We start from the raw sequence: 24052 nt of genomic DNA, 5'->3' as shown, positions 1-24052 counted from the left end.
CGGCTCATACGGGACAATCGACCCGTTGGACAGAACCACGGGGAGGAACCGTGTCCGGATTCGTAGAAAAGCCCGAGCCCATCCAGGTTCCGGGCCTGGTACACCTCCACACCGGCAAGGTGCGCGACCTGTACCAGAACGAGGCGGGCGACCTCGTGATGGTCGCCAGCGACCGCATCTCGGCGTACGACTGGGTGCTGCCGACCGAGATCCCCGACAAGGGCCGGGTCCTCACCCGGCTCTCCCTGTGGTGGTTCGAGCAGCTCGCCGACCTGGCGCCCAACCACGTCCTGAGCACCGAGCTGCCGCCCGGCGCGCCCGCCGACTGGGCCGGCCGCACCCTGATCTGCAAGTCGCTGAACATGGTCCCGGTGGAGTGCGTGGCCCGCGGCTACCTCACCGGCTCGGGCCTGGTGGAGTACAACGACACCCGTACGGTCTGCGGCCTCGCCCTCCCCGAGGGCCTGGTCGACGGCAGTGAACTCCCCGCCCCGATCTTCACCCCGGCCACCAAGGCCGCGGTCGGCGAGCACGACGAGAACGTCTCCTACGAGGAGGTCGCCCGGCAGGTCGGCGCCGACACCGCCGCCCAGCTGCGCCAGGCCACCATCGCCGTCTATTCCCGGGCCCGCGACATCGCCCGGGAGCGCGGGATCATCCTGGCGGACACCAAGTTCGAGTTCGGCTTCGAGAACGACACCCTCGTCATCGCCGACGAGGTCCTCACCCCGGACTCCTCCCGCTTCTGGCCGGTGGACCAGTGGGAGCCGGGCCGCGCGCAGCCGTCGTTCGACAAGCAGTTCGTCCGCGACTGGCTGACCTCGCCGGCCTCCGGCTGGGACCGCAAGAGCGAGCAGCCCCCGCCGCCGCTGCCGCAGGAGGTCGTGGACGCGACGCGCGCCAAGTACGTGGAGGCGTACGAGCGTCTGACGGGCACGAGCTGGGCGTAACGCGAAAGGCCCCCGGAGAACCGGGGGCCTTTCGAATGAGAGCGGACGACGAGGCTCGAACTCGCGACCTCAACCTTGGCAAGGTTGCGCTCTACCAACTGAGCTACGTCCGCAGTGCGCCGTGGCGCGAGAGCAACTATACCCAACCTCGCTCGCGCGCGAGCCGCACCGCCGCGTGACGGTTCTCCGCCCCGAGCTTGGAGACGGCCGAGGAGAGATAGTTCCGCACGGTTCCCTGGGACAGCGCGGCCCGCTCCGCGATCTCCGCGACGGGCGCGCCGTCGGCGGCCAGTTCCAGCACCTCGGCCTCCCGCGCGGTCAGCGGGGAGTCCCCGGCGGAGATCGCGTCGGCGGCCAACTCGGGGTCCACGTAACGGTTTCCGGCGCGGACCGTGCGGATGATCTCGGCGAGCCGTTGGGCGCTGACGGTCTTGGGGACGAACCCGCGCACACCCGCCGCAAGCGCCCGCTTGAGATGTCCCGGGCGGCCATGGCTGGTCACGATCATGACCTGGCAGGACGGCAGTTCCGCCCGCAGCGATGTGGCGACCTTCACACCGTCCGCCCCGGGCATCTGAAGATCCAGCACGGCGACGTCGGGCCGGTGGGCCCGGGCCATCGCCAGCGCCTCGGGTCCGGACGCCGCCTCGGCGACGACGAGCAGGTCGTCCTCCAGCGAGAGCAGCGCGGCCAGCGCCCCCCGGATCAGATGCTCGTCATCGGCCAGCAGAACCCGCAACGGCTCGTCACTCACGCCACAACCACCCCGAGCGGCACCTCCGCCACCACCCGGAACAGGGCCCCTTCGGCCCCGGCCGCCAAGGTGCCCTCCACGGCGGCGAGCCGCTCCCGAAGTCCCGCGAGCCCGGACCCGGAGCCCTTGGCGGCGCCTCCAGCCACCCCGTCGTTCTCCACCATGAGCACCACACGCCCCTCCCGCACCCGCACCGACACCGAACACCGCTCCGCGTTCCCGTGGCGCAGCACATTCGTGGTCGCCTCCCGGACCACCCACGCGAGCGCCGACTGCACCTCGGCCGGCAGCCCGTCGACCGGCCCGCTCACCTCGCAGGCGATCCCGGCAGCCGTCAAGACCCCCTGCGCCCCGGCGAGTTCCGCCCCGAGGTCGGCCTCACGGTAACCCCGTACGACATCGCGCACCTCGCGCTGGGAGTCCTGCGCGATGCGCTGCACCTCGATCATCTGCTCCACCGCCTCCGGCCGCCCGCGCCGCGAGAGCTGCACGGCCAGCTCGCTCTTGAGCGCGATGACCGCCAGGTTCCGGCCCATCACATCGTGCAGATCCCGCCCGAACCGCAGCCGCTCCTCGGCGACGGCGAGCCGGGTGCGGGTCTCGCGCGCCTCGTCGAGTTCGTAGACGGCGTTGAGCAGCCAGACGGAGAAGGCGGAGGTGAAGGCGAGGAATCCGCCGCCGACCAGCACCACCGCGGCGGTGGCCAGCGAGGCCGTCGCGGGCAGCCCCAGCGGCCAGGTGACGACCGCGGCGCCCGCGGCGAAACCGCCCACGACGGCGAGCATGCGCCTGCGCTCCCGCACTCCGAGCGCCAGCGTGCCCGCCCCGAAGGCCGTCACCCCGCCGAAGACGGTGCCCGCGGCGGTCTCGACGTCCTTGTCGCCGGGCCCGTGCTCCAGCAGCGCGAGCGCGGCCACGGCGATGACCGCGGTGACCGCGGCCAGTGTCCACAGCAGCCGCACCGGCTGCTCCCGCTGCCCGCGCGTCCAGTCGAGCGCCCGGGAGGCGGTCACCATGGCGACCGCTGCGTGGCCGGACACGGCGACCAGCAGCCAGGTGCCGATCGCCGGCCCGGCCTGACCGAAGGCGGCCAAGCCGATGGAGAAGAGCTCGGCCACCCCGAAGAAGTGGAACGACCAGCGCGTGTACGTCTCGACCTTCGCCGGCGTGCTCTTGCCCCGCCACCATCCCCCGGACACGCGCGTCTCCCGTTCTTCCCGCACCTCAGCGCCGCGGTTCCCACCGGAACCACCGTCGTACAGCAAACACGGCCAGCGCGGTCCAGGCCAGGGCGATCAGCACCGGTCCCGCCGTCTGCGACAGCGACAGCTCACCGGTCCAGCCGCCGCGTACCAGGGTGATCACCGGGGTGAGCGGCAGCAGTTCGCACACCGACGCCACCTTGCCGGGCAGCATCTCCAGCGGGAAGGTCATGCCGGAAGCGAGCATCGAGACCAGCAGCAGCGGCAGGGTGGTGACCTGGGCGCTCTCGGTGGTGCGGGTGAACGCCGAGGTGAGGGCGGCGAGCGCGGCACACAGCACCAGACCCAGCAGCAGGGCCAGGACGGCGAGATGGGGCGCGCGGGGCGCGGGCACGTCCAGGACGACCGTGCAGCCCGCCACCAGCAGGAGGGACTGCCCGAGGCCGGTGGTGACGGCGGGCAGGGCGGACCCGGCGAGGATCTCGCCGTCCCGCAGTTCACCGGTGCGCAGCCGCTTCAGCACGAGTTCCTCGCGCCGGGCGGTGAACACGCCCACCAGCGCGCCGTACACCGCGAAGAGCAGGGAGAAGCCGACGGCGGCGGGCAGGACGACGGTGCCGACGGTGAGGCCGTACTCGTCCAGGTCCATGTCCTTGGTCGCGGACCAGACGCTGAACGGCAGGACCAGCGGGACGAACAGGGCGGCGACCAGGGTGCCCCTGGTGCGGCCGAGCAGGGTCAGCTCGGCGCGGGCCAGGGCCTTCATCCGGCCGGCCGGGGTGGTGACGGTGCCGCTCATGCCGCGTACTCCTTCGTCTCGTGCGCGGACGCCTCCAGCGCGATGCCCAGGAACGCCTCCTCCAGCGAGGCCGACCGCACGTCCAGCCGCCGCAGTTCGACCCCGGCCCGTCCGGCCCAGGTCAGCAGTTCGGTGGCGGCCCGCTGGAGCTCGTGGGTGCGCAGCCGTACGAGGCGGCCCTCGATCTCGTGCCCGGTGATTCCCAGCTCGTCCAGCGGGGGCAGGTCGCCCAGGAAGTAGTTCTCGGGCAGTTCGAAGGAGATCCGGGAGGGCTGGGCGGCGGTCACCTCGGCCGGGGTGCCGGCCGCGGCGATGCGTCCTTCGTGCAGGATGGCCAGCCGGTCGGCGAGGTCCTCGGCCTCCTCCAGGTAGTGAGTGGTCAGCAGCACGGTCGTGCCGGAGTCGCGCAGCTGCCGCACCAGTGCCCAGGTGTCCCGCCGCCCCTCGGCGTCGAGGCCGGTCGTCGGCTCGTCGAGGAAGAGCACCTCGGGGTCGCCGAGCAGCGCGAGCGCCAGGTCCAGCCGCCGCCGCTCACCCCCGGACAGCTGCTTGACGCGTACGCCGGTCTTCCCACCGAGCCCGACCCGCTCCAGCACCTCCCGCTCGGAGCGCGCCCCGCTCACGCACCCCGCCCACATCCGCGCGGTCTCCGCGACCGTCAGCTCGGAGGGGAAGCCGCCCTCCTGGAGCATCACGCCGGTGCGCGGCCGGACGGCGTCCCGCTCGGCGAACGGGTCGTGCCCGAGCACCCGGACGCTGCCGGCGGCCGGCCGGGCGAGCCCTTCCAGCAGTTCGACGGTGGAGGTCTTGCCCGCGCCATTGGTGCCGAGCAGCGCGAAGACCTCACCGCGGGCCACCGAGAAGGTGATTCCGCGCACCGCCTCGAACCCGCCCCCGTACACACGCCGCAGGTCGGTGACCTCAATCACGTGTTCGTGTTCGTTCCTGTCCATGACTTCAGCGTCCCGGCGGGCGGAGTCCGTTGGCAGTGCGTGCTGTCATCACCCGACATGACAAATGTCAGAAGCGAGGAGCGGGAGTCATGGGAAACACGAAAGGCCCCCGGAGAACCGGGGGCCTTCGAAAGAGAGCGGACGACGAGGCTCGAACTCGCGACCTCAACCTTGGCAAGGTTGCGCTCTACCAACTGAGCTACGTCCGCATTGCCTCCGACCGGCTCTCACCGATCGGCGCGAGCACCAGCCTACCTGATCCAGAAGGATGCTCGGTACGGCGATGCAGAGCGGGTGACAGGAATTGCACACTGCGCCTTCCCCCTGGAAGGGGGATGTTCTACTACTGAACTACACCCGCATGTACTCCGTGAGCTGGGCTTTTCGGCCCCGCCCTCGGCGTGCTCCAGACTCTAGCCGACCGACAGGGGTGCAGCGCAAGTCGGTTGTCCTCAGGGCCCGCTGACGCACCCTGAGGACGGGGGCCCCGGGGGCGGTCACTGCGCCGCGGCGAACGCCTCGTAGACCTTCTTCGGGATCCGGCCGCGGGCCGGTACGTCCATCTTGTTCGCCTGGGCCCAGGCCCGGACGGCCGCCGGGTCGGGGGCGACCTCGGTCTGCCGGTAGGCCTTGCCGGAGCGAGAGCGCTTGCGGCCGGCCTCCACGTACGGCTCGAGTGCCTTACGCAGTTTCTCGGCATTCGCTGGGTTCAGGTCGATCTCGTACGACTTGCCGTCGAGTCCGAAGGCGATCGTTTCCGCCGCTTCCGAGCCGTCGATGTCGTCAAAGAGGGTGACCACGACCTTCTGCGCCACGAATATCGGTCCCTTCGTGCGGCCAGCTGACAATTCATTTGTACAGTGCCCGACATTGCATTGTGAAGTTCGACTAAATCCCCCCGCGTGTCCGAGCGCAATAGCTATCAGGTGTCGATCTGGGATCTTTTCCGGAAGTTTTCATGGACGGCTGTCGTTGTCGCCGCTCGTGACGGCCCTCACGTAGATTCCTACAAGTCGACGCGCGTAGAAATTTTGTGCAGGTAGTCTGAAACCACCTTGCAGGAACCAGCTCAGCACCACACCACCGGGAGTGCACGTGGCACGCGTCGTAGTCGACGTCATGCTCAAGCCGGAGATCCTCGACCCCCAGGGCCAGGCGGTGCAGCGCGCACTGCCGCGGCTGGGATTCGAAGGCATCTCGGACGTCCGTCAGGGAAAGCGATTCGAACTGGAAGTTGACGGGCCGGTCGACGAGGCCGCGCTCGCCCGCATCCACGATCTTGCGGAATCCTTCCTCGCCAACACCGTGATCGAGGACTTCACCGTCAAGGTGGAAGAAGTGGCGGAGGCGGCCAAGTGACCGCTCGTATTGGCGTCGTCACTTTCCCGGGAAGTCTCGACGACCGGGACACCCAGCGCGCGATCCGCCTCGCGGGCGCCGAACCGGTCGCCCTCTGGCACAAGGACAAGGACCTCCGTCAGGTCGACGCGGTCGTCCTCCCGGGCGGCTTCTCCTACGGCGACTATCTGCGCGCCGGGGCCATCTCCCGCTTCTCGCCGGTGATGGAGACCGTCATCGAGCAGGCGAAGGCCGGTCTTCCGGTCCTCGGCATCTGCAACGGCTTCCAGATCCTCACCGAGGCCCATCTGCTCCCCGGCGGGATGCTCGGCAACGACCACCTGCACTTCATCTGCCGCGACCAGAAGCTCCGGGTGGAGAACGCGTCCACGGCCTGGACCAGCGACTACGAGAGCGGGCAGGAGATCCACATCCCGCTCAAGAACATGGACGGCCGCTACGTGGCCGACCAGTACACGCTGGACAAGCTGGAGGCCGAGGGGCGGGTCGCCTTCCGCTACCTGGACTTCAACCCCAACGGCTCGCTCAACGACATCGCCGGCATCACCAACGAGGCCGGCAACGTCGTGGGCCTGATGCCGCACCCGGAGCACGCCACGGAGCCGCTCATCGGCACCGGCCGCACCGACGGTCTCCCCTTCTTCACCTCGATCCTCAAGAAGCTGGTCAACGCATGAGCCGGACGCCTCTGGACACGGTCGAGCACGCGGCCGAGACCCCCGACGTCGAGCTGCCCTGGGCCGAACTCGGCCTGAAGAAGGACGAGTACGAGCGGATCGTCGAGATCCTCGGCCGCCGCCCGACCGGCGCCGAACTCGCCATGTACTCGGTCATGTGGTCCGAGCACTGCTCCTACAAGTCCTCCAAGGTGCACCTGCGCCAGTTCGGCGAGAAGGCCCCGCAGTCGGACGCCCTGCTCGTCGGCATCGGCGAGAACGCCGGTGTGGTCGACGTCGGTCAGGGCTACGCCGTGACCTTCAAGGTCGAGTCGCACAACCACCCCTCGTACGTGGAGCCCTACCAGGGCGCGGCCACGGGTGTCGGCGGCATCGTGCGCGACATCATCGCGATGGGCGCGCGGCCGGTGGCGGTCGTGGACCCGCTGCGCTTCGGCGCCGCCGACCACCCCGACACCAAGCGCGTGCTGCCCGGCGTCGTCGCCGGCATCGGCGGCTACGGCAACTGCCTGGGCCTGCCCAACATCGGCGGCGAGGTCGTCTTCGACTCCTGCTACCAGGGCAACCCGCTGGTCAACGCCGGTGCCATCGGTGTGATGCGGCACGAGGACATCCACCTCGCGAAGGCGTCCGGCGCGGGCAACAAGGTCATCCTCTACGGCGCCCGCACGGGCGGCGACGGCATCGGCGGCGCCTCGATCCTGGCCTCCGAGACCTTCGACGACGCCAAGCCGTCGAAGCGTCCGGCCGTCCAGGTCGGCGACCCCTTCCAGGAGAAGCTCCTCATCGAGTGCACCCTGGAGGCCTTCAAGGAGAAGCTGGTCGTCGGCATCCAGGACCTCGGCGCGGCGGGCCTGTCCTGCGCGACGAGCGAGCTGGCGTCCAACGGCTCCGGCGGCATGACCGTCGTCCTCGACGACGTACCGCTGCGCGACTCCACGCTCTCGCCCGAGGAGATCCTCATGAGCGAGTCGCAGGAGCGCATGTGCGCGGTCGTGGAGCCGGCGAAGGTCGACCGGTTCCTGGAGATCTGCGAGAAGTGGGACGTCATCGCCACCGTGATCGGTGAGGTCACGGACGGCGACCGGCTGGAGATCTACTGGCACGGCGGCAAGATCGTCGACGTCGACCCGCGCACGGTCGCGCACGACGGCCCGGTCTACGAGCGCCCGTACGCCCGCCCGTCCTGGCAGGACGAGCTCCAGGCGGACGACGCCGGCAAGCTGCCGCGGCCCGCGACGGGCGAGGAGCTGAAGGACCAGGTCCTGAAGCTGGTCGGCTCCCCGAACCAGGCCTCCAAGAAGTGGATCACCTCGCAGTACGACCACTTCGTGCAGGGCAACACCGTGCTGGCCCAGCCGGAGGACTCCGGCATGATCCGCATCGACGAGGAGACCGGCCTCGGCGTCGCCATCGCGACGGACGGCAACGGCCGCTACGCCAAGCTCGACCCGTACGCGGGCGCGCAGCTGGCGCTGGCGGAGGCCTACCGGAACGTGGCGACGACCGGCGCCAAGCCGCTCGCCGTGTCGGACTGCCTGAACTTCGGCTCGCCCGAGGACCCGGCGGTGATGTGGCAGTTCGCGGAGGCCATCCGCGGTCTGGCGGACGCCTGCCAGCAGCTCGGCACCCCGGTGACCGGCGGCAACGTCTCCCTCTACAACCAGACCGGCGAGGTGGCGATCCACCCGACCCCGGTCGTGGCCGTGCTCGGCGTCATCGACGACGTCGCCCGCCGTACGCCCGTCGCCTTCCAGGAGGAGGGGCAGCTGCTCTACCTCCTCGGCGACACGCGTGAGGAGTTCGGCGGCTCGGCGTGGAGCCAGGTCGTCCACGACCACCTCGGCGGCCTGCCTCCGAAGGTCGACCTGGAGCGTGAGCGCCTGCTCGCCGAGATCCTGATCTCCGCCTCCCGCGACGGCATGATCGACTCCGCGCACGACCTGTCCGACGGCGGTCTGATCCAGGCGGTCGTGGAGTCGGCGCTGCTCGGCGGCAAGGGCGCCCGGCTGATCGTCCCCGACGGTCTGGACGCCTTCACCTTCCTCTTCTCGGAGTCGGCGGGCCGTGCGGTCGTCGCCGTTCCCCGCTCGGAGGAGGTCCGCTTCAACGACATGTGCGGCGCCCGGGGCCTCCCGGTCACCCGTATCGGTGTCGTCGACGGCGACACGGTCGACGTCCAGGGCGAGTTCGCCCTCTCCCTGGAGGAGCTGCGCGAGGTGCACGAGGCGACGATCCCGGCGCTGCTGGCGTAGTCGTCCCGCAGGTACCTGAGAAGCCCCCGTCCGGTCACCCGGGCGGGGGCTTCGGCATGTTCACCGGAAAGAGTGCTTGCACGGAATTACGTAGTTACGTAATCTCGAAGCATGGACCTGGAAGAGCGCGTCGCCGATCTCGAACGCCGACTGGCGGCCATCGAAACAGCGGGCCGGACCACCCCGCGCGTCGGCGAAGGCCACTTCTGGGCCCTGGAGACATTGAAGGAACAGATGTCCGAGGCGGGAGCCGCGGACGGAGGCGTCCTGTTCACCGGAGAGGTGCGACTGCCCACCGGTGAGCAGTACGGCTGGCAGCACACCGCGCTCGTCGAGGACCTGCTGGACGAGGAGTGGTCGGAATCCGCCGACGCGCTCGCCGCGCTCGGCCATCCGGTCCGGCTGCGGCTGCTGCGCGAGGTGCTCGGCGGCCGGCGCACCGTGGCCGAGCTGACCGCGCTGGAGGAGATCGGCACGAGCGGCCAGATCTACCACCACCTGCCCCAACTGACCGCAGGGGGCTGGCTGCACACCACCGCACGCGGGCGCTACGAGGTGCCGCCGGGAAGGGTCGTACCCCTCCTGGTCATGCTCGCGGCGGCCCGGCCGTAGGCCATCGAGAACAACCGCACCACGGGGGGAACCATGTCCGCACGCAAACTCGCCATGATCGGCTTCCGGCTCCTGCTGGTCGCCTTCTTCGGTCTGATGACCGCCGACGTCTGGCTCGACCTCGGCTATCCGCACTGGTGGAACTTCCTGCTCCTGGTCCCGGCATACGCCCTCGTCGTCGCCGCCAACCGGCCCGCGCGCACCCCCGCGGGGCAGCCCGAGGAGCGCGAGCCGATGGAGGTCGAGCCGCCCGTCACCGGCCGCTGGTCGGCGCTCAACAGCCCGGCGGACCGCACCCCGAGCCATGGCACCCACGCCTACGGCCAGACCTACGCCATCGACCTCGTCGCCGAGCCCGAGCCGGGCGCCCGCCCCGGCTTCCGCGCCCTGTGGCCGCTCGCCCGGCGCAGCACCGACTTCCCGGCCTTCGGCGCCCCGCTGCTCGCGGTGGCCGACGGCACGGTCGTCCGGGCCGAGGACCGGCAGCGCGACCATCTCAGCCGCACCTCGCTGCCCGGGCTGCTGTATCTGATGCTCGCCGAGGCGTCGGTGCGCGAGATGGCGGGCGTCCGGCGGATCGTCGGCAACCACCTCGTCCTCGACCTCGGCGACGGCACCCACGCCCTCTACGCCCACCTGAACCGCTCCTCGCTGGCCGTGGCCGAGGGCGACCGGGTGCGCGCCGGGCAGGTGCTCGCCCGGTGCGGGAACTCGGGCAACTCCAGTGAGCCGCATGTGCACTTCCAGCTGATGGACGGACCCGACCCGGACACCGCCCGCGGCCTGCCGTTCCGCTGGCGGGGCATAGGCGTCCCCGGCAACGGCGAGGTCTTCGAAGTGCCCGTGCCGGCCGAGCGCTCTGCCTAGGCTTGATCGCATGCCCCCGGCCAAGAAGCGCGCCCGCGCCTACGACCCCGCCAAGACCCGCACCGCCGTCCTCGCCCAGCTGCGGCACGTCCAGGACGCCGTGCGCGGGCTGACGCCCGACCAACTCGCGCTGCCCACCCGGCTCGGCGAGTGGACCGTGCGGGAACTGGTCGCGCACATCGGGATGGCGCTGACCGCCATCGGGCGTTCCCTCGACCTGCCGGAGCCGCCCAGGCCGGACGCCGTGCTGCTGGACTGGCCGTTCGCGACCGGCGCCAGCTCCTCGGCCATCGACGAGTTCACCAGGCGGCTGGTCCAGGCCCACCCCGACCTCGACACCTACCTCACCGACATCGCGCGCACCCTGGAGGAGCAGCTCGACACCCACCCGGGCACCCGGCTCCTCCAGACCAACGCCGGCGCCCTGCCGCTCGCCGACTACCTGGTCACCCGCGCCGTGGAACTCGTCGTCCACACCGACGACCTCAACGCCGCCGTGCCGGGTCTCGAGGTCCCGTACGACCGGCAGGCCCTGGCCGCCTGCACCCGGCTGCTCGCCGACGCCCTCGCCGTGAAGGCGCCCGGCGGCTCGACCGAGGTGCGGATCCCCCCGTACGCGGTGGTGCAGTGCGTGGAGGGCCCCCGGCACACCCGCGGCACCCCGCCGAACGTCGTGGAGACCGATCCGCTGACCTGGATCCGGCTCGCGACCGGGCGGCTGGCGTGGCAGGACGCCCTCCAGGAGGCGAAGGTCAGCGCGAGCGGGGAGCGGGCCGCTCTCGGCGCGTTGCTGCCCCTGATGGCCTGACGACACAACGGACCGGTAACGACCCCGAACCCAACACGCGCCTCGTGCGTCCAAGGGACATGAAGCGGACGACAAGTGTGAAGTACGCCGCCGTGGCCCTGGCCGGCACCGCCGTCCTGGCCGCCTGCGGCACGGAGTCGGGCAGCGACAGCGGTTCGGTCGGAGACGGCGGGAAGACCACCGGGAGCACCAAGGCCGCCGACATCGCGGACACCCGCTGGGTGCCCCAGAAGGTCACCGTCGACGGCAGGACGTACGAGCTGCCGACCGACGACAAGCAGTTCCGCGTCGACCAGGCGCACATCACCTTCAAGCCCGGCGCCACCGACCCGGGCGTCGACGGCGGCAGGTCCGGCGGCTCGGTGGGCTGCAACGACTTCGGCGCCGATGTCGAGATCGAGGGCGACACCGTGAAGATCACCGACCTCGCCACCACCGCGATGGGCTGCCCCGGGCCGGTGCAGGAGTTCGAGGAGCGCTTCCAGAGTGTCTTCACGGGCACTCTGAAGGCCGCGATCGAGGACCGCGACGGCACCAAGACCCTCACCCTGACCAGGGGCGACGGCGACTCCATGACCCTGACCGAGGGACCGGCGAAGGGCGCGGAGCCCGAGCCCGCCCTGGAGGGCACGAAGTGGACCGTCGACACCCTGCTCTCCGGCAAGGGCGACGACGGTACGGCCCAGTCCCTGCCCGAGGGCGCCAAAGCCCACCTGACCCTGGCCGAGGACGGCTCGGTGAGCGGCAACCTCGGCTGCAACAACTTCCGGGGCAAGGCGACCGTCAAGGACGGGACGATCGAGTTCGGGCGGCTGTCGACCACGAAGATGCTGTGCGAGGGCCCGGTGATGAAGGCGGAGCAGGAGCTGATCGACATCCTGGCCGGCAAGGTGTCCTACCAGCAGAAAGACCAGGAACTGACCCTCACGGCGGCCTCCGGTGACGGTCTCGTCGCCCGTGCGAAGTCCGCGGCGAAGTAAGAAAGCCCACTCTCCACGAATTCGGACCAGTGGTCGATCTCGCCTACACTCGGAGCCGTGCCACGTGGTGACGGTCGACTCAATCACGATCTGCTCCCCGGCGAGAAAGGCCCCCAGGACGCGTGTGGCGTCTTCGGTGTCTGGGCTCCGGGCGAAGAGGTCGCAAAGCTCACGTACTTCGGGCTCTACGCCCTCCAGCATCGGGGCCAGGAATCCGCGGGAATCGCGGTCAGCAACGGCTCCCAGATCCTCGTCTTCAAGGACATGGGCCTTGTGTCCCAGGTCTTCGACGAGACCTCTCTCGGTTCGCTCCAGGGTCATATCGCGGTCGGACACGCCCGCTACTCGACCACCGGGGCCTCCGTGTGGGAGAACGCCCAGCCGACGTTCCGCGCCACCGCGCACGGCTCCATCGCGCTCGGCCACAACGGCAACCTCGTCAACACCGCCCAGCTCGCCGAGATGGTCGCCGACCTGCCCAAGCAGGAGGGCCGCACCCCGCGTGTGGCGGCGACCAACGACACCGACCTGCTGACCGCGCTGCTCGCGGCCCAGGTCGACGAGGACGGCAAGCCGCTGACCATCGAGGAGGCCGCCCACCGGATCCTCCCGCAGGTCAGGGGCGCCTTCTCGCTGGTCTTCATGGACGAGCACACCCTCTACGCGGCCCGCGACCCGCAGGGCATCCGCCCGCTGGTCCTCGGCCGCCTGGAGCGCGGCTGGGTCGTCGCCTCGGAGTCCGCCGCCCTCGACATCTGCGGCGCCAGCTTCGTCCGCGAGATCGAGCCGGGCGAGTTCGTGGCCATCGACGAGAACGGCCTGCGCACCTCCCGATTCGCGGAAGCGAAGCCCAAGGGCTGTGTCTTCGAGTACGTCTACCTCGCCCGCCCGGACACCGACATCGCCGGCCGGAACGTGTACCTCTCCCGCGTGGAGATGGGCCGCAAGCTGGCGAAGGAAGCCCCGGTCGAGGCCGACCTGGTCATAGCGACCCCGGAGTCCGGCACCCCGGCCGCGATCGGCTACGCGGAGGCCTCCGGCATCCCGTTCGGCGCCGGCCTGGTGAAGAACGCCTACGTCGGCCGTACGTTCATCCAGCCCTCGCAGACCATCCGGCAGCTCGGCATCCGCCTCAAGCTGAACCCGCTGAAGGAAGTCATCAAGGGCAAGCGCCTGGTGGTCGTCGACGACTCCATCGTGCGCGGCAACACCCAGCGGGCCCTGGTCCGCATGCTCCGCGAGGCCGGCGCCGCCGAGGTCCACATCCGGATCTCCTCGCCGCCCGTGAAGTGGCCCTGCTTCTTCGGCATCGACTTCGCGACCCGCGCGGAGCTCATCGCCAACGGCATGACGATCGACGAGATCGGCACCTCGCTGGGCGCCGACTCCCTGGCGTACATCTCCATCGACGGCATGATCGAGGCGACCACCATCGCCAAGCCGAACCTCTGCCGCGCCTGCTTCGACGGCGAGTACCCGATGGAACTCCCGGACCCCGAGCTGCTCGGCAAGCAACTCCTGGAGACCGAGCTGGCCGCAGGGCCCGCCGCCACGGCCGCGGCCGACGCGATCCGTCGCCCGTAAGCCCCCGTAGTACGACACGAAAGTTCTCACCCCTATGTCTGCTGAGTCTGATCAGCGTGCTTCGCACGCGGGCACCGGTGCCAGCTATGCGGCTGCAGGCGTCGACATCGAAGCGGGCGACCGCGCCGTCGAGCTGATGAAGGAGTGGGTGAAGAAGACGCAGCGCCCCGAGGTCCTCGGCGGCCTCGGCGGTTTCGCCGGCCTCTTCGACGCCTCCGCCCTCAAGGGCTACGAGCGCCCGCTGCTCGCCTCCGCCACGGACGGTGTCGGCACCAAGGTCGACATCGCGCGCCAGCTGGGCGTCTACGACACCATCGGCCACGACCTGGTGGCGATGGTGATGGACGACATCGTGGTGTGCGGCGCCGAGCCGCTGTTCATGACCGACTACATCTGCGTCGGCAAGGTCCACCCCGAGCGGGTCGCCGCCATCGTGAAGGGCATCGCCGAGGGCTGTGTGCTCGCCGGCTGCGCCCTCGTCGGCGGCGAGACGGCCGAGCACCCCGGCCTGCTGGGCCCGGACGACTTCGACGTCGCCGGCGCCGGTACGGGCGTCGTGGAGGCCGACCGGCTGCTCGGCCCGGATCGCATCCGTAAGGGTGACGCCGTGATCGCCATGGCGGCCTCCGGTCTTCACTCGAACGGGTACTCGCTGGTCCGCCACGTCCTGCTGAACCAGGCCGGTCTGGCCCTGGACGCGCGGATCGAGGAGTTCGGCCGCACCCTCGGCGAAGAGCTGCTGGAGCCGACCAAGATCTACTCGCTGGACTGTCTGGCGCTCACCCGGACCACCGATGTGCACGCCTTCTCGCACATCACCGGTGGCGGACTCGCCGCCAACCTGGCCCGTGTGATCCCGGACGAGCTGCACGCGATCGTCGACCGCTCCACCTGGACCCCCGCTCCCGTGTTCGACCTCGTCGGGAAGACGGGTTCGGTCGAGCGCCTCGAGCTGGAGAAGACCCTCAACATGGGCGTGGGCATGATCGCGATCGTGCCCGAGGAGTCCACCGACGTGGCTCTGGCGACCCTGGCCGACCGTGGGGTCGAAGCCTGGGTCGCGGGCGAGATCACGGACCGGGGCGAGCACACCGAGGGTGCCGCGCTGGTGGGCGACTACGCCTGATCGGCAGCACGAAACCCGGTCCAGCGCCGAGGCCCCGGACCGGGTGAAGTGCAGTAGTGACGGTAACTGCGAAGCGAGCTACGTCAAGCGCCGCGACGCTGCGACGTGGGACCGGACTCGTCGTCCTCGTCCTCGTCGTCGTCGTTGTAGAGATCCGCGTACTGGGCGTACGGGTCGTCTTCGTCCTCGTCGTCCTCGAACGGCTCGCCGTTCGGCGGCTGGCTCGAAGTCGAAGCGCCCAGCTCACTGGCCAGACGCGACAGGTCAGTCCCGCCGCTGTTGTACTTCAGCTGGCGGGCGACCTTCGTCTGCTTGGCCTTGGCCCGGCCGCGCCCCATGGCTCGACCCCCTCGGTGACGGGGCTCGACGGCCCCAGAGTCTCGACACGCGTTCATGATCTGGAACGGGCTCTCCGCAGAGAGACCGGTCCGTAGGGCTTCCACGGTACCTGAGCCCGCGCCCATACGGTACGTCGCCCGCAGCACGCGCGTGTGCACAGGACCTTCGAGGCGCCCCGTCCTCGCTGGTCAACGGCGATTTTAACCACTTATCGCCGGTCGACCCGCCGGTAGAAGTGAGAGTTCTCTCTAAGTGCCCACCGGCGGGTACCGGTCAATCTCCGGGCCGTCCGCGGATCAGCGCGCCCGGCGCGCCGCGGCGGCGTCCTGCATCCGCTGTTCGGCGATCCGGTCGGCGGCGGCGGCCGGAGGGATCCCGTCCGCCTTCGCACGTGCGAATATGGCCAGCGTGGTGTCGTAGATCTTGGCCGCCTTGGCCTTGCACCGCTCGAAGTCGAAGCCGTGCAGCTCGTCGGCGACCTGGATGACACCGCCGGCGTTCACCACGTAGTCGGGCGCGTAGAGGATCCCGCGGTCGGCGAGGTCCTTCTCCACACCCGGGTGGGCGAGCTGGTTGTTGGCCGCACCGCAGACGATCTTCGCGGTGAGCGCGGGCACGGTGTCGTCGTTGAGGGCGCCACCGAGCGCGCAGGGGGCGTAGATGTCGAGGCCCTCGACCCGGATCAGGGTCGCGGTGTCGGCGACGGCCGTCACGCCCTCCGGGTGCGCCGCGAGGATCCGGCCCACGGCCTGCTCGCGCACGTCCGTGATGACGACCTCGGCGCCCTCGGCACGCAGGTGCTCCACCAGGTGGTGGCCGACCTTGCCGACGCCCGCGATGCCGACTTTGCGGCCGCGCAGCGACGGGTCGCCCCACACGTGCTGGGCGGAGGCCCGCATGCCCTGGTAGACGCCGAACGCGGTGAGGACGGAGGAGTCGCCGGCGCCGCCGTTCTCCGGGGAGCGGCCGGTGGTCCAGCGGCACTCGCGGGCGACGACGTCCATGTCGGCGACGTAGGTGCCGACGTCGCAGGCGGTGACGTACCGGCCGCCGAGGGAGGCCACGAACCGGCCGTAGGCCAGCAGCAGCTCCTCGGTCTTGATCTGCTCCGGGTCGCCGATGATCACGGCCTTGCCGCCGCCGTGGTCGAGACCGGCCATGGCGTTCTTGTACGACATCCCGCGCGCGAGGTTCAGGGCGTCGGCGACGGCCTCCTCCTCGGTCGCGTACGGGTAGAAGCGCGTACCGCCGAGGGCGGGGCCCAGCGCGGTGTTGTGGAGGGCGATGACGGCCTTGAGGCCGCTGGCGCGGTCCTGGCAGAGCACGACTTGCTCATGACCTCCCTGCTCCGAGTGGAACAGGGTGTGCAGTACATCAGCAGGTGCGCCGGTTACGTCGGTCACTGTGGTGACTCCTGGGTAAGTAGCGGCGGTTGGGAGCAGCTCCCGTGCGGGTGGCGAGAACTGTGAGCACGAGATTAGAGCCTGGGGCTCGCCGCCACCTCGACGTGCTCAGGATCACCTACTCCTGGAGTACCCCCGTGCGACGATTTGCATAGTTTTCCCGCGGCTTTGTGAGCGGGTTTCTGAGGTTTTCCTGGCAGACGGCGGGGGATGGAGCAGGCGTGCCCAAGGTGTCCTCGGTGATCGTCCCGTACGCGACCTACCTGCGTGTGTACGAGCCGCTGGCCGCCTTCCCCGAACCCGAACGCGGGCACTGGGCGCGCTACGCCCGGCGCACCGACCGGCCCTCGTACCAGGACGAACTGCGTCGCGCCCTCGCCGACTTGCTGCCCACCCCGCCGGTCCCGGTGCCCGTGCACGAGAGCCCGGACGCCTTCGTGCTGGAGGTGGACGGCGTGGTCTGCGTCTGCCCGTGGCGCACTCGGCTGCGCGGCTGGCAGGCGCTCGGCGATCTGGCCGAGGAACTTCCCGCGCCGGTCCTCGACGCGGTGCTGCCTCCCGTCGTACGGCGGCAGGCGACGCAGGACTACGAGCGGTGGCTGGAGCGCAATCCGGACGCCAGACCCTGGATCCGCACCTCGACCTGGCAGGTGCCGCTGCACTGGTTCGTCCTGGTCTCCGACGAGGAGCGGCGCTACGACAAGGGCACCGGCGAGATCCCCCCGCTGCTGCGCTACCGGACGCCGATGGTGCAGGCGCGCCGCCGGGTGGCGCGGGCGCTGCGGACGCTGAAGGACACGATCGACGAAGGGCCGCTCATCGACGGCCTGGTGGACGTCGGGCGCTGGCTGGAGGAGTTCCATCCGCGGTCCCTGGTCGAGCTGGACTACGGCGGCCTGGTGCACGTCCTGCCGGCCGGTGCGCTGGAGGACGACCACTCGGCGGCGGACGTGGCCGAGGGCATCGCGGCGCTGCGCTCCGGGGACGGCACGGCGGCGGGTGTGGCGTACGGACGGCTGGTGGAGCGGTGGCGGTCGGTCCGGGACCGGCGCTCGTCCAACTAGCCCTCATGTGGCGCGCGTCACTGTGGGTCAGGTCACGAACTGACGTTTGACCAGACGCCCGTTTTGGGGTTTCGTCCTCCTTCTGACGCACCCGACGTTGCTGAAGTTTCGTCAACATGGGACGTAGGTCCCGATCCGGGCGTTCGGCCCAAGGTGTGTCAAGCGTGATGGACCGCACTTACGCGGCCCTTGCGTCTCTTGCCCTCCCTCATGCCAAAATAGGACAAGGAGTCCGGGGAGGACTCCGCTCGCATTGCACGCTTTGGGGGGTCTGGTGCCTCCTGATCGCCCTGTGACTGATCGTCACAGTGGCGTGACTGTCCGCTATGGCATGGTCCATCGGCTTCCGTCGCTGATGAACACCTGGAGGGGCAATTCCATCGGTTTGGCCGACGCGGCTGGACAGATGGTGTAGTTGTAGTGCCGAGGACAAGCCGTTCGTCCTATAACCGACTCGACTCGCGTCCGCCATTTCGGGCAACGCGGGTCAAGGTGCAGAATTTAGAGGAAAGAACCGAGAAGGTTCGGTTCTCCCGAGGAGGCCGCTCATGACCGCTCGCACCCCTGATGCCGAGCCGCTGCTGACCCCGGCTGAGGTCGCCACCATGTTCCGCGTGGACCCCAAGACGGTCACGCGGTGGGCGAAGGCCGGAAAGCTCACGTCCATCCGTACGCTCGGCGGGCACCGCCGTTACCGCGAGGCCGAGGTCCGCGCTCTGCTCGCGGGCATCCCGCAGCAGCGCAGCGAGGCCTGAACAACTTCATAACCGGGCATTTCGGCAGGTCCCCCAACGTGCCGAGGCGTCCGGAACCCACAGCTCCAAGCGACGCGGGTGCTGCCCCAACAGGACCCACGCCCAAGGCTTCAGGCAACTGACAGGGTGTGTCGTGGATCGCGCTGGACTCCGCCGAGTCCAGCGCGATCTTTTTTGTGCGCGGAACCCTGCTCGCCAGGGGCTCTGTGTGTGGCCTTGTCGAAGCCTGGGGAGGGGTGTCGGATCTCCTGTGGACGCACCCCCATGGGGGGTGCAATTGCACATATTAAATTGACCAGTTGTAGGCGGGGTGTAAGTACCGCGGTTCCGGAAACTCATGCGGTGACACCCGTCACATGCCAGGGAGCTTGTTGCCCCTGGCGTATGTGCGCTAGTGGAACCACGCCTTCCAGCGTCCCACGCGCGTACGGGTGTTGGGGCCGGCGACGGTCACGCGGGCGTGGGGCTCTCGTCCTGGGCGGACTCGTCCTCCGCGGGTTCCGTGGGGGGTGGCGCGGAGTCCATGGCGAGCCGCAGGAGCTGATGGCAGATCGGACAGTGCCGGGTGAGATGCCGGTAGGAGGAAGCGGCCGCCAGATGCGCGCGGAGCAACGCCCGCGTCTCGTGCCTAGCCGAAGCCGCCATACGCCACCTCCAGGGGCCGTACGGAGAAGGGGCCCTGGTTTCTGGGTACCGAGCGAATGTGACGCCGTCAAGACGGCGTGGAGCGCCTCGGACGTCCGTGGGGCGCGCACGCAGAAGAGCCCGGGTCTTTCGACCCGGGCTCTTCTCTCTATGCGGTCCTGACGGGATTTGAACCCGCGGCCTCCACCTTGACAGGGTGGCGAGCACTCCAAACTGCTCCACAGGACCAGGTTTCGCGGCGCTTATTGCTGCGTTGCGCTGCGAGAAGGACTGTACAGGAGGGTGGGTGTCCTGGTCGAACTCACCCTCCGTGCGGGCTCCGTCACGGTGCCAGCGTGTCGATCGTCTTCACGATCCGCTTGTCCGAGATGGGGTACGCGGTGCCGAGCGCGTGCGCGAAATAGCTGACCCGGAGCTCCTCGATCATCCAGCGGACGTCGAGAACCTGCTGCGGGACCGGACGGCCCTGCGGCATCTGCTCCAGCAGCCAGGCGTACTCGTCCTGCATCTCGTGGACCTTCTCCATACGGGTCGTGTCTCGCTGGACGTTCGTCGGCATCTGCTGCAGCCGGCGGTCCGCCGCCACCAGGTACCGCATCAGGTCCGGCAGCCGCCGAATGCCCGCGCCCGTGATGAAGCCGGGCTTCACCAGCGCGTTGAGCTGCTTGCGGACGTCCGTCAGGTTCGCCAGCAGCGCCGGGCTCTGTACGGCCTTCAACCGGCGCTCACAGGCCTGCCAGGCGGCCAGCACCTGCTGCACCTGCCCGACCGTGCGCACGGTGGTGTCGACGATCTCCGCGCGCACCTTGTCGTAGAGCTTCCGGTACGACTCCTCGTCCCACGCCGGCCCGCCGAAGTCGCCGATCAGCTTGTCCGCCGCCGCCATCGCGCAGTCGTCGAACAGCGCCTGGATCGAACCGTGCGGGTTCGCCGACAACGCCAGCTTCTGGGCGTTCGTCAGCTTCTCGGACGCGAACTTCGCGGGATTGACCGGGATGTTCCGCAGGATCAGGCGGCGGGTGCCCTTCCACATCGCCTCCGCCTGCTCCGCCTCCGTGTCGAAGAGGCGTACGGAGACCGTGTCGCCGTCGTCCACCAGCGCCGGGTACGCCTTCACCGGCTGACCCGCCCGCCGCGTCTCGAAGACCCGCGTCAGCGTGCCGATCGACCAGTCCGTCAGGCCCTTGCGCTCCAGGGACTCGCCGCCCTCCCGGGACGCGGTGGCCGCGGCGGCCTGGGACAGCGCCTGGCGCGCCTTCGGCTTCAGGCGGAGCTTCAGCGCCTCCAGATCCTTGTCCTCGGCCAGCTTGCGGCGCCGCTCGTCGACGATCCGGAAGGTGATCCGCAGATGGTCCGGGACCTTCGTCCAGTCGAAGTCCTCGGCCTCGAAGGGCACGCCGACCATCCGCTTGAGCTCGCGGGCCATGGTGACCGTCAGCGGCTCCTGGAGCGGGACGGCCGTGTCGAGGAACCGCTGCGCGAAGTTCGGCGCCGGCACGTAGTTCCGGCGGATCGGCTTGGGCAGGGAACGGATCAGCTCGGTGACCACTTCCTCCCGGAGCCCCGGGATCTGCCAGTCGAAGCCCTCGTCCGTGACCTGGTTGAGCACCTGCAGCGGCACGTGGACCGTCACACCGTCCGCGTCCGCGCCCGGCTCGAACTGGTAGGTCACCCGGAACTTCAGCTGCCCCTGCCGCCAGGAGTCGGGATAGTCGGCCTTGGTGACCGCCTCCGCCGACTCCCGGATGAGCATCTCCCGCTCGAAGTCCAGGAACTCCGGCTGCTCCTGCCGCTTGCGCTTCCACCAGGAGTCGAAGTGGGCGCCGGAGACGACGTGTTCGGGCACCCGCTGGTCGTAGAAGTCGAAGAGCGTGTCGTCGTCCACGACGATGTCCCGGCGCCGCGCGCGGTGTTCGAGCTCCTCGACCTCGCTCAGCAGCTTGCGGTTGTCGGCGAAGAACTTGTGGTGTGTGCGCCAGTCGCCCTCGACGAGGGCGTTGCGGATGAACAGCTCGCGGCTGACCTCCGGGTCGATCCGGCCGTAGTTGACCTTCCGCTGGGCGACGATCGGGACGCCGTACAGCGTGACCTTCTCGTACGCCATCACCGCGGCCTGGTCCTTCTCCCAGTGCGGTTCGGAGTACGTGCGCTTGATGAGGTGCCCGGCCAGCGGCTCGACCCACTCGGGCTCGATCTTCGCGTTGACGCGGGCCCAGAGCCGGGAGGTCTCCACCAGCTCGGCGGACATCACGAAGCGCGGGGTCTTCTTGAAGAGGGAGGAGCCCGGGAAGATCGCGAACTTGGCGTTGCGGGCGCCGAGGTACTCGTTCTTGTTGCCGTCCTTGACGTCCTTCATCCCGATGTGGGAGAGCAGGCCGGCGAGGAGGGAGACATGGATGCGGTCCGCGGGGGCGTCCTCCTCGTTGAGGTGGATGCCCATCTGCTTGGCGACGGTCCGGAGCTGGGTGTAGATGTCCTGCCACTCACGGATGCGCAGGAAGTTCAGGTACTCCTGCTTGCACATCCGGCGGAAGGAGCTGGATCCGCGCTCCTTCTGCTGCTCGCGGACATAGCGCCAGAGGTTGAGGTAGGCGAGGAAGTCGCTGGTCTCGTCCTTGAACCGGGCGTGCTGCTGGTCGGCCTGGGCCTGCTTGTCGGCGGGGCGCTCGCGCGGGTCCTGGATGGAGAGCGCGGCGGCTATGACCATGACCTCGCGGACACAGCCGTTCCGGTCGGCCTCCAGGACCATCCGGGCGAGGCGGGGGTCGACGGGCAACTGGGCGAGCTTGCGGCCGGTGTCGGTGAGCCGTTTGCGTACGTCCTTCTGGGTGGGGTCCAGCGCGCCCAGTTCCTGGAGGAGTTGGACGCCGTCGCGGATGTTGCGGTGGTCCGGCGGGTCGATGAAGGGGAACTTCTCGATGTCGCCGAGGCCGGCCGCGGTCATCTGGAGGATGACGGAGGCGAGGTTGGTGCGCAGGATCTCGGCGTCGGTGAACTCGGGCCGGGCGAGGAAGTCGTCCTCGGAGTACAGCCGGATGCAGACACCGTCGCTCGTACGGCCGCAGCGGCCCTTGCGCTGGTTGGCGCTGGCCTGCGAGATCGCCTCGATGGGGAGCCGCTGCACCTTGGTGCGGTGGCTGTACCGGCTGATCCGGGCGAAACCGGGGTCGATGACGTACTTGATCCCGGGAACGGTCAGCGAGGTCTCGGCGACGTTGGTCGCCAGAACGATCCTGCGGCCGGTGTGGGGCTGGAAGACGCGGTGCTGCTCGGCGTGGGAGAGGCGGGCGTAGAGAGGCAGCACCTCGGTGAAGCGGTACCGCTTCTTCTCCAGCGCGTCGGCGGTGTCCCGGATCTCCCGCTCGCCGGAGAGGAAGACGAGGATGTCGCCCTTGCCCTCGGCCTGCAGTTCCTCCACGGCGTCGCAGATGGCGGTGATCTGGTCGCGGTCGGCGTCGTCGGAATCCTCTTCGAGGAGCGGGCGGTAGCGCACCTCGACGGGGTACGTACGGCCGCTGACCTCGATGATCGGGGCGTCACCGAAGTGCCGGGAGAACCGCTCGGGGTCGATGGTGGCGGAGGTGATGACGACCTTGAGGTCGGGCCGCTTGGGCAGCAACTGCGCCAGATAGCCGAGCAGGAAGTCGATGTTGAGGGACCGCTCGTGGGCCTCGTCGATGATGATCGTGTCGTAGGCGCGCAGCTCGCGGTCGGTCTGGATCTCGGCGAGCAGGATGCCGTCGGTCATCAGTTTGATGAAGGTGGCGTCCGGGTTCACCTGGTCGGTGAACCGGACCTTCCAGCCCACGGCCTCGCCGAGGGGGGTGTTCATCTCGTCCGCGACCCGCTCGGCGACGGTGCGGGCGGCGATCCGGCGGGGCTGGGTGTGGCCGATCATGCCGCGCACACCGCGGCCGAGCTCGAGGCAGATCTTCGGGATCTGGGTCGTCTTGCCGGACCCGGTCTCACCGGCGACGATGACGACCTGGTGATCGCGGATGGCGGCCGCGATGTCGTCCTTCTTCTGGCTGACGGGCAGCTGCTCGGGGTAGCTGACGGCCGGCACCCGGCCGCGCCGCTCCCCCATCCGCTCCTCGGCCCTGGCGACCTCGGCGTCGATCTCGCCGAGTACGGCGGCGCGGGCCTCCGGCTTACGGATCTTGCGCGCGCCCTCGAGCCGCCGCCCGAGCCGGTGCGCGTCGCGCAACGACAACTCGGTCAGACGGGAGGCGAGGGCGCCGAGGGCGGGGGCAGAGTGCGTAGACATACGCGACCCAGGATCTCATCCCGGCCAAAAACCTGGCGAACGCTTTTGCCCGCGGCGCCGCACCAGCCCGGAGACGGGCACGGAGGGGTCCCCGAGAGGGGCACACGCAGCGGGCTTTTCAGGCGATCGCTCGTACCGACTGAGCTACCCAGCCACGAAGCTTCCGGGGAAGCTTCAGCGGTTCTGACGGGGTTTGCTGTGCCTGATTGCGGCTGCGCCGCGGCGGCGTCCACCCTGGCCGGGTGGCGGGATGGGAGCGGGAGGGAAAGGGTAAAGGCCCCGACTGGGTGGTCGGGGCCTTTGGGTTGTGGCTGGGGCCGGGGTCGAACCGGCGACCTATCGCTTTTCAGGCGATCGCTCGTACCAACTGAGCTACCCAGCCACGAAGCTTCCGAGGAAGCTTCAGCGGTCCTGACGGGATTTGAACCCGCGGCCTCCACCTTGACAGGGTGGCGAGCACTCCAAACTGCTCCACAGGACCAAGCTTTGTGGGCGACCACTAGTGTCGCACACGGTTTTGCGTGCCCCCAACGGGATTCGAACCCGTGCTACCGCCTTGAAAGGGCGGCGTCCTAGGCCGCTAGACGATGAGGGCTATCGGCCCGCCTGGGCGCTTCTCAGCGCGTCGGGGACGTGAGAAGCATATGGGATGG

The 24052-nt window shown here is 69.6% G+C and carries 21 protein-coding genes and 7 tRNA genes; 12 read left to right on the top strand and 16 right to left on the bottom strand.

The features are described 5' to 3' along the window. Positions 1–50 precede the first annotated feature (50 nt). Entirely contained in the window at positions 51–950 is a 900-nt protein-coding gene (locus ACWDRW_RS00275; RefSeq protein WP_451717831.1) for a phosphoribosylaminoimidazolesuccinocarboxamide synthase, read from the top strand. A gap of 40 nt (positions 951–990) precedes the next feature. Here ACWDRW_RS00275 and ACWDRW_RS00270 read toward each other — a convergent pair. The 8 genes from ACWDRW_RS00270 to ACWDRW_RS00235 form a co-directional block, all read right to left on the bottom strand. Further along, positions 991–1063, bottom strand: a tRNA-Gly gene (locus ACWDRW_RS00270). A gap of 23 nt (positions 1064–1086) precedes the next feature. After that, positions 1087–1704, bottom strand: coding sequence for a response regulator (locus ACWDRW_RS00265; protein WP_451717829.1), 618 nt, complete (start codon positions 1702–1704; stop codon positions 1087–1089). Beyond that, positions 1701–2903: a histidine kinase gene (locus tag ACWDRW_RS00260; RefSeq protein ID WP_451717826.1), complete on the bottom strand. Its 1203-nt coding sequence runs from the start codon at positions 2901–2903 to the stop codon at positions 1701–1703. The genes ACWDRW_RS00265 and ACWDRW_RS00260 overlap by 4 nt, the downstream gene beginning before the upstream one ends. Positions 2904–2928: 25 nt before the next feature. Continuing rightward, positions 2929–3705, bottom strand: coding sequence for an ABC transporter permease (locus ACWDRW_RS00255; RefSeq protein ID WP_451717823.1), 777 nt, complete (start codon positions 3703–3705; stop codon positions 2929–2931). Beyond that, a complete protein-coding gene (locus ACWDRW_RS00250; protein ID WP_451717820.1) occupies positions 3702–4658 on the bottom strand; it encodes an ABC transporter ATP-binding protein in 957 nt (318 codons plus the stop codon). The genes ACWDRW_RS00255 and ACWDRW_RS00250 overlap by 4 nt, the downstream gene beginning before the upstream one ends. 136 nt (positions 4659–4794) lie before the next feature. Continuing rightward, positions 4795–4867: transfer RNA gene (locus tag ACWDRW_RS00245), tRNA-Gly, on the bottom strand. Between the two features lie 80 nt (positions 4868–4947). Further along, positions 4948–5019, bottom strand: a tRNA-Gly gene (locus tag ACWDRW_RS00240). A gap of 136 nt (positions 5020–5155) precedes the next feature. Beyond that, positions 5156–5473, bottom strand: a complete 318-nt coding sequence (locus ACWDRW_RS00235; protein WP_451717817.1) for a histone-like nucleoid-structuring protein Lsr2 — start codon at positions 5471–5473, stop codon at positions 5156–5158. 280 nt (positions 5474–5753) lie between these two features. Between ACWDRW_RS00235 and purS the strand changes: the two genes are divergently transcribed. The 9 genes from purS to purM all read left to right on the top strand — a co-directional run bounded on the left by purS (position 5754) and on the right by purM (position 14926). Then, on the top strand, positions 5754–6017 hold the full coding sequence (purS, locus tag ACWDRW_RS00230; RefSeq protein ID WP_015659417.1) for a phosphoribosylformylglycinamidine synthase subunit PurS: 264 nt from the start codon (positions 5754–5756) through the stop codon (positions 6015–6017). After that, positions 6014–6694, top strand: coding sequence for a phosphoribosylformylglycinamidine synthase subunit PurQ (gene purQ, locus ACWDRW_RS00225; RefSeq protein WP_451717814.1), 681 nt, complete (start codon positions 6014–6016; stop codon positions 6692–6694). The genes purS and purQ overlap by 4 nt, the downstream gene beginning before the upstream one ends. Beyond that, positions 6691–8949, top strand: a complete 2259-nt coding sequence (gene purL, locus ACWDRW_RS00220) for a phosphoribosylformylglycinamidine synthase subunit PurL (protein WP_451717811.1) — start codon at positions 6691–6693, stop codon at positions 8947–8949. The genes purQ and purL overlap by 4 nt, the downstream gene beginning before the upstream one ends. A gap of 111 nt (positions 8950–9060) precedes the next feature. Next, complete coding sequence (locus tag ACWDRW_RS00215) at positions 9061–9561, top strand: ArsR/SmtB family transcription factor (RefSeq protein ID WP_451717808.1); 501 nt, start codon at positions 9061–9063, stop codon at positions 9559–9561. Between the two features lie 33 nt (positions 9562–9594). Then, positions 9595–10428, top strand: coding sequence for a M23 family metallopeptidase (locus tag ACWDRW_RS00210; protein WP_451717806.1), 834 nt, complete (start codon positions 9595–9597; stop codon positions 10426–10428). A 10-nt stretch (positions 10429–10438) separates the two neighbouring features. Beyond that, positions 10439–11236, top strand: coding sequence for a sterol carrier family protein (locus tag ACWDRW_RS00205; RefSeq protein ID WP_451717803.1), 798 nt, complete (start codon positions 10439–10441; stop codon positions 11234–11236). A gap of 59 nt (positions 11237–11295) precedes the next feature. Next, positions 11296–12216, top strand: coding sequence for an META domain-containing protein (locus tag ACWDRW_RS00200; protein WP_451717800.1), 921 nt, complete (start codon positions 11296–11298; stop codon positions 12214–12216). A 57-nt stretch (positions 12217–12273) separates the two neighbouring features. After that, positions 12274–13800 (top strand): amidophosphoribosyltransferase, encoded by a 1527-nt coding sequence (gene purF / locus ACWDRW_RS00195; protein WP_451717797.1) that lies wholly within the window; start codon positions 12274–12276, stop codon positions 13798–13800. Positions 13801–13834: 34 nt separating this feature from the next. Further along, on the top strand, positions 13835–14926 hold the full coding sequence (gene purM, locus ACWDRW_RS00190) for a phosphoribosylformylglycinamidine cyclo-ligase (protein ID WP_451717795.1): 1092 nt from the start codon (positions 13835–13837) through the stop codon (positions 14924–14926). Between the two features lie 83 nt (positions 14927–15009). On the opposite strand, the gene ACWDRW_RS00185 is transcribed toward purM, so the two are convergent. Next, positions 15010–15264 (bottom strand): DUF3073 domain-containing protein, encoded by a 255-nt coding sequence (locus tag ACWDRW_RS00185; protein ID WP_451717792.1) that lies wholly within the window; start codon positions 15262–15264, stop codon positions 15010–15012. A gap of 297 nt (positions 15265–15561) precedes the next feature. Beyond that, on the bottom strand, positions 15562–16668 hold the full coding sequence (locus ACWDRW_RS00180; protein WP_451717789.1) for a Leu/Phe/Val dehydrogenase: 1107 nt from the start codon (positions 16666–16668) through the stop codon (positions 15562–15564). A gap of 221 nt (positions 16669–16889) precedes the next feature. On the opposite strand from ACWDRW_RS00180, the gene ACWDRW_RS00175 reads away from it, so the two are divergent. Then, positions 16890–17732, top strand: coding sequence for a hypothetical protein (locus ACWDRW_RS00175; protein WP_451717787.1), 843 nt, complete (start codon positions 16890–16892; stop codon positions 17730–17732). Between the two features lie 548 nt (positions 17733–18280). Continuing rightward, on the top strand, positions 18281–18487 hold the full coding sequence (gene bldC, locus ACWDRW_RS00170) for a developmental transcriptional regulator BldC (protein ID WP_003949541.1): 207 nt from the start codon (positions 18281–18283) through the stop codon (positions 18485–18487). A 450-nt stretch (positions 18488–18937) separates the two neighbouring features. On the opposite strand, the gene ACWDRW_RS00165 is transcribed toward bldC, so the two are convergent. The 6 genes from ACWDRW_RS00165 to ACWDRW_RS00140 form a co-directional block, all read right to left on the bottom strand. Further along, positions 18938–19132: a DUF6274 family protein gene (locus ACWDRW_RS00165; protein WP_451717784.1), complete on the bottom strand. Its 195-nt coding sequence runs from the start codon at positions 19130–19132 to the stop codon at positions 18938–18940. Positions 19133–19285: 153 nt separating this feature from the next. Continuing rightward, positions 19286–19360: transfer RNA gene (locus tag ACWDRW_RS00160), tRNA-Asp, on the bottom strand. A 94-nt stretch (positions 19361–19454) separates the two neighbouring features. Further along, a complete protein-coding gene (gene hrpA / locus ACWDRW_RS00155; RefSeq protein WP_451717781.1) occupies positions 19455–23399 on the bottom strand; it encodes an ATP-dependent RNA helicase HrpA in 3945 nt (1314 codons plus the stop codon). 308 nt (positions 23400–23707) lie between these two features. Then, positions 23708–23781 (bottom strand) — tRNA-Phe (locus tag ACWDRW_RS00150). A 24-nt stretch (positions 23782–23805) separates the two neighbouring features. Beyond that, positions 23806–23880 (bottom strand) — tRNA-Asp (locus ACWDRW_RS00145). 41 nt (positions 23881–23921) lie between these two features. Further along, positions 23922–23994, bottom strand: a tRNA-Glu gene (locus ACWDRW_RS00140). Positions 23995–24052 lie beyond the last annotated feature (58 nt).

It is taken from the genome of Streptomyces sp. NPDC003635 (assembly GCF_053587635.1).
The sequence above is the reverse complement of the archived record's forward strand: the minus strand, read 5'-3'. Positions and strand labels throughout refer to the sequence as shown.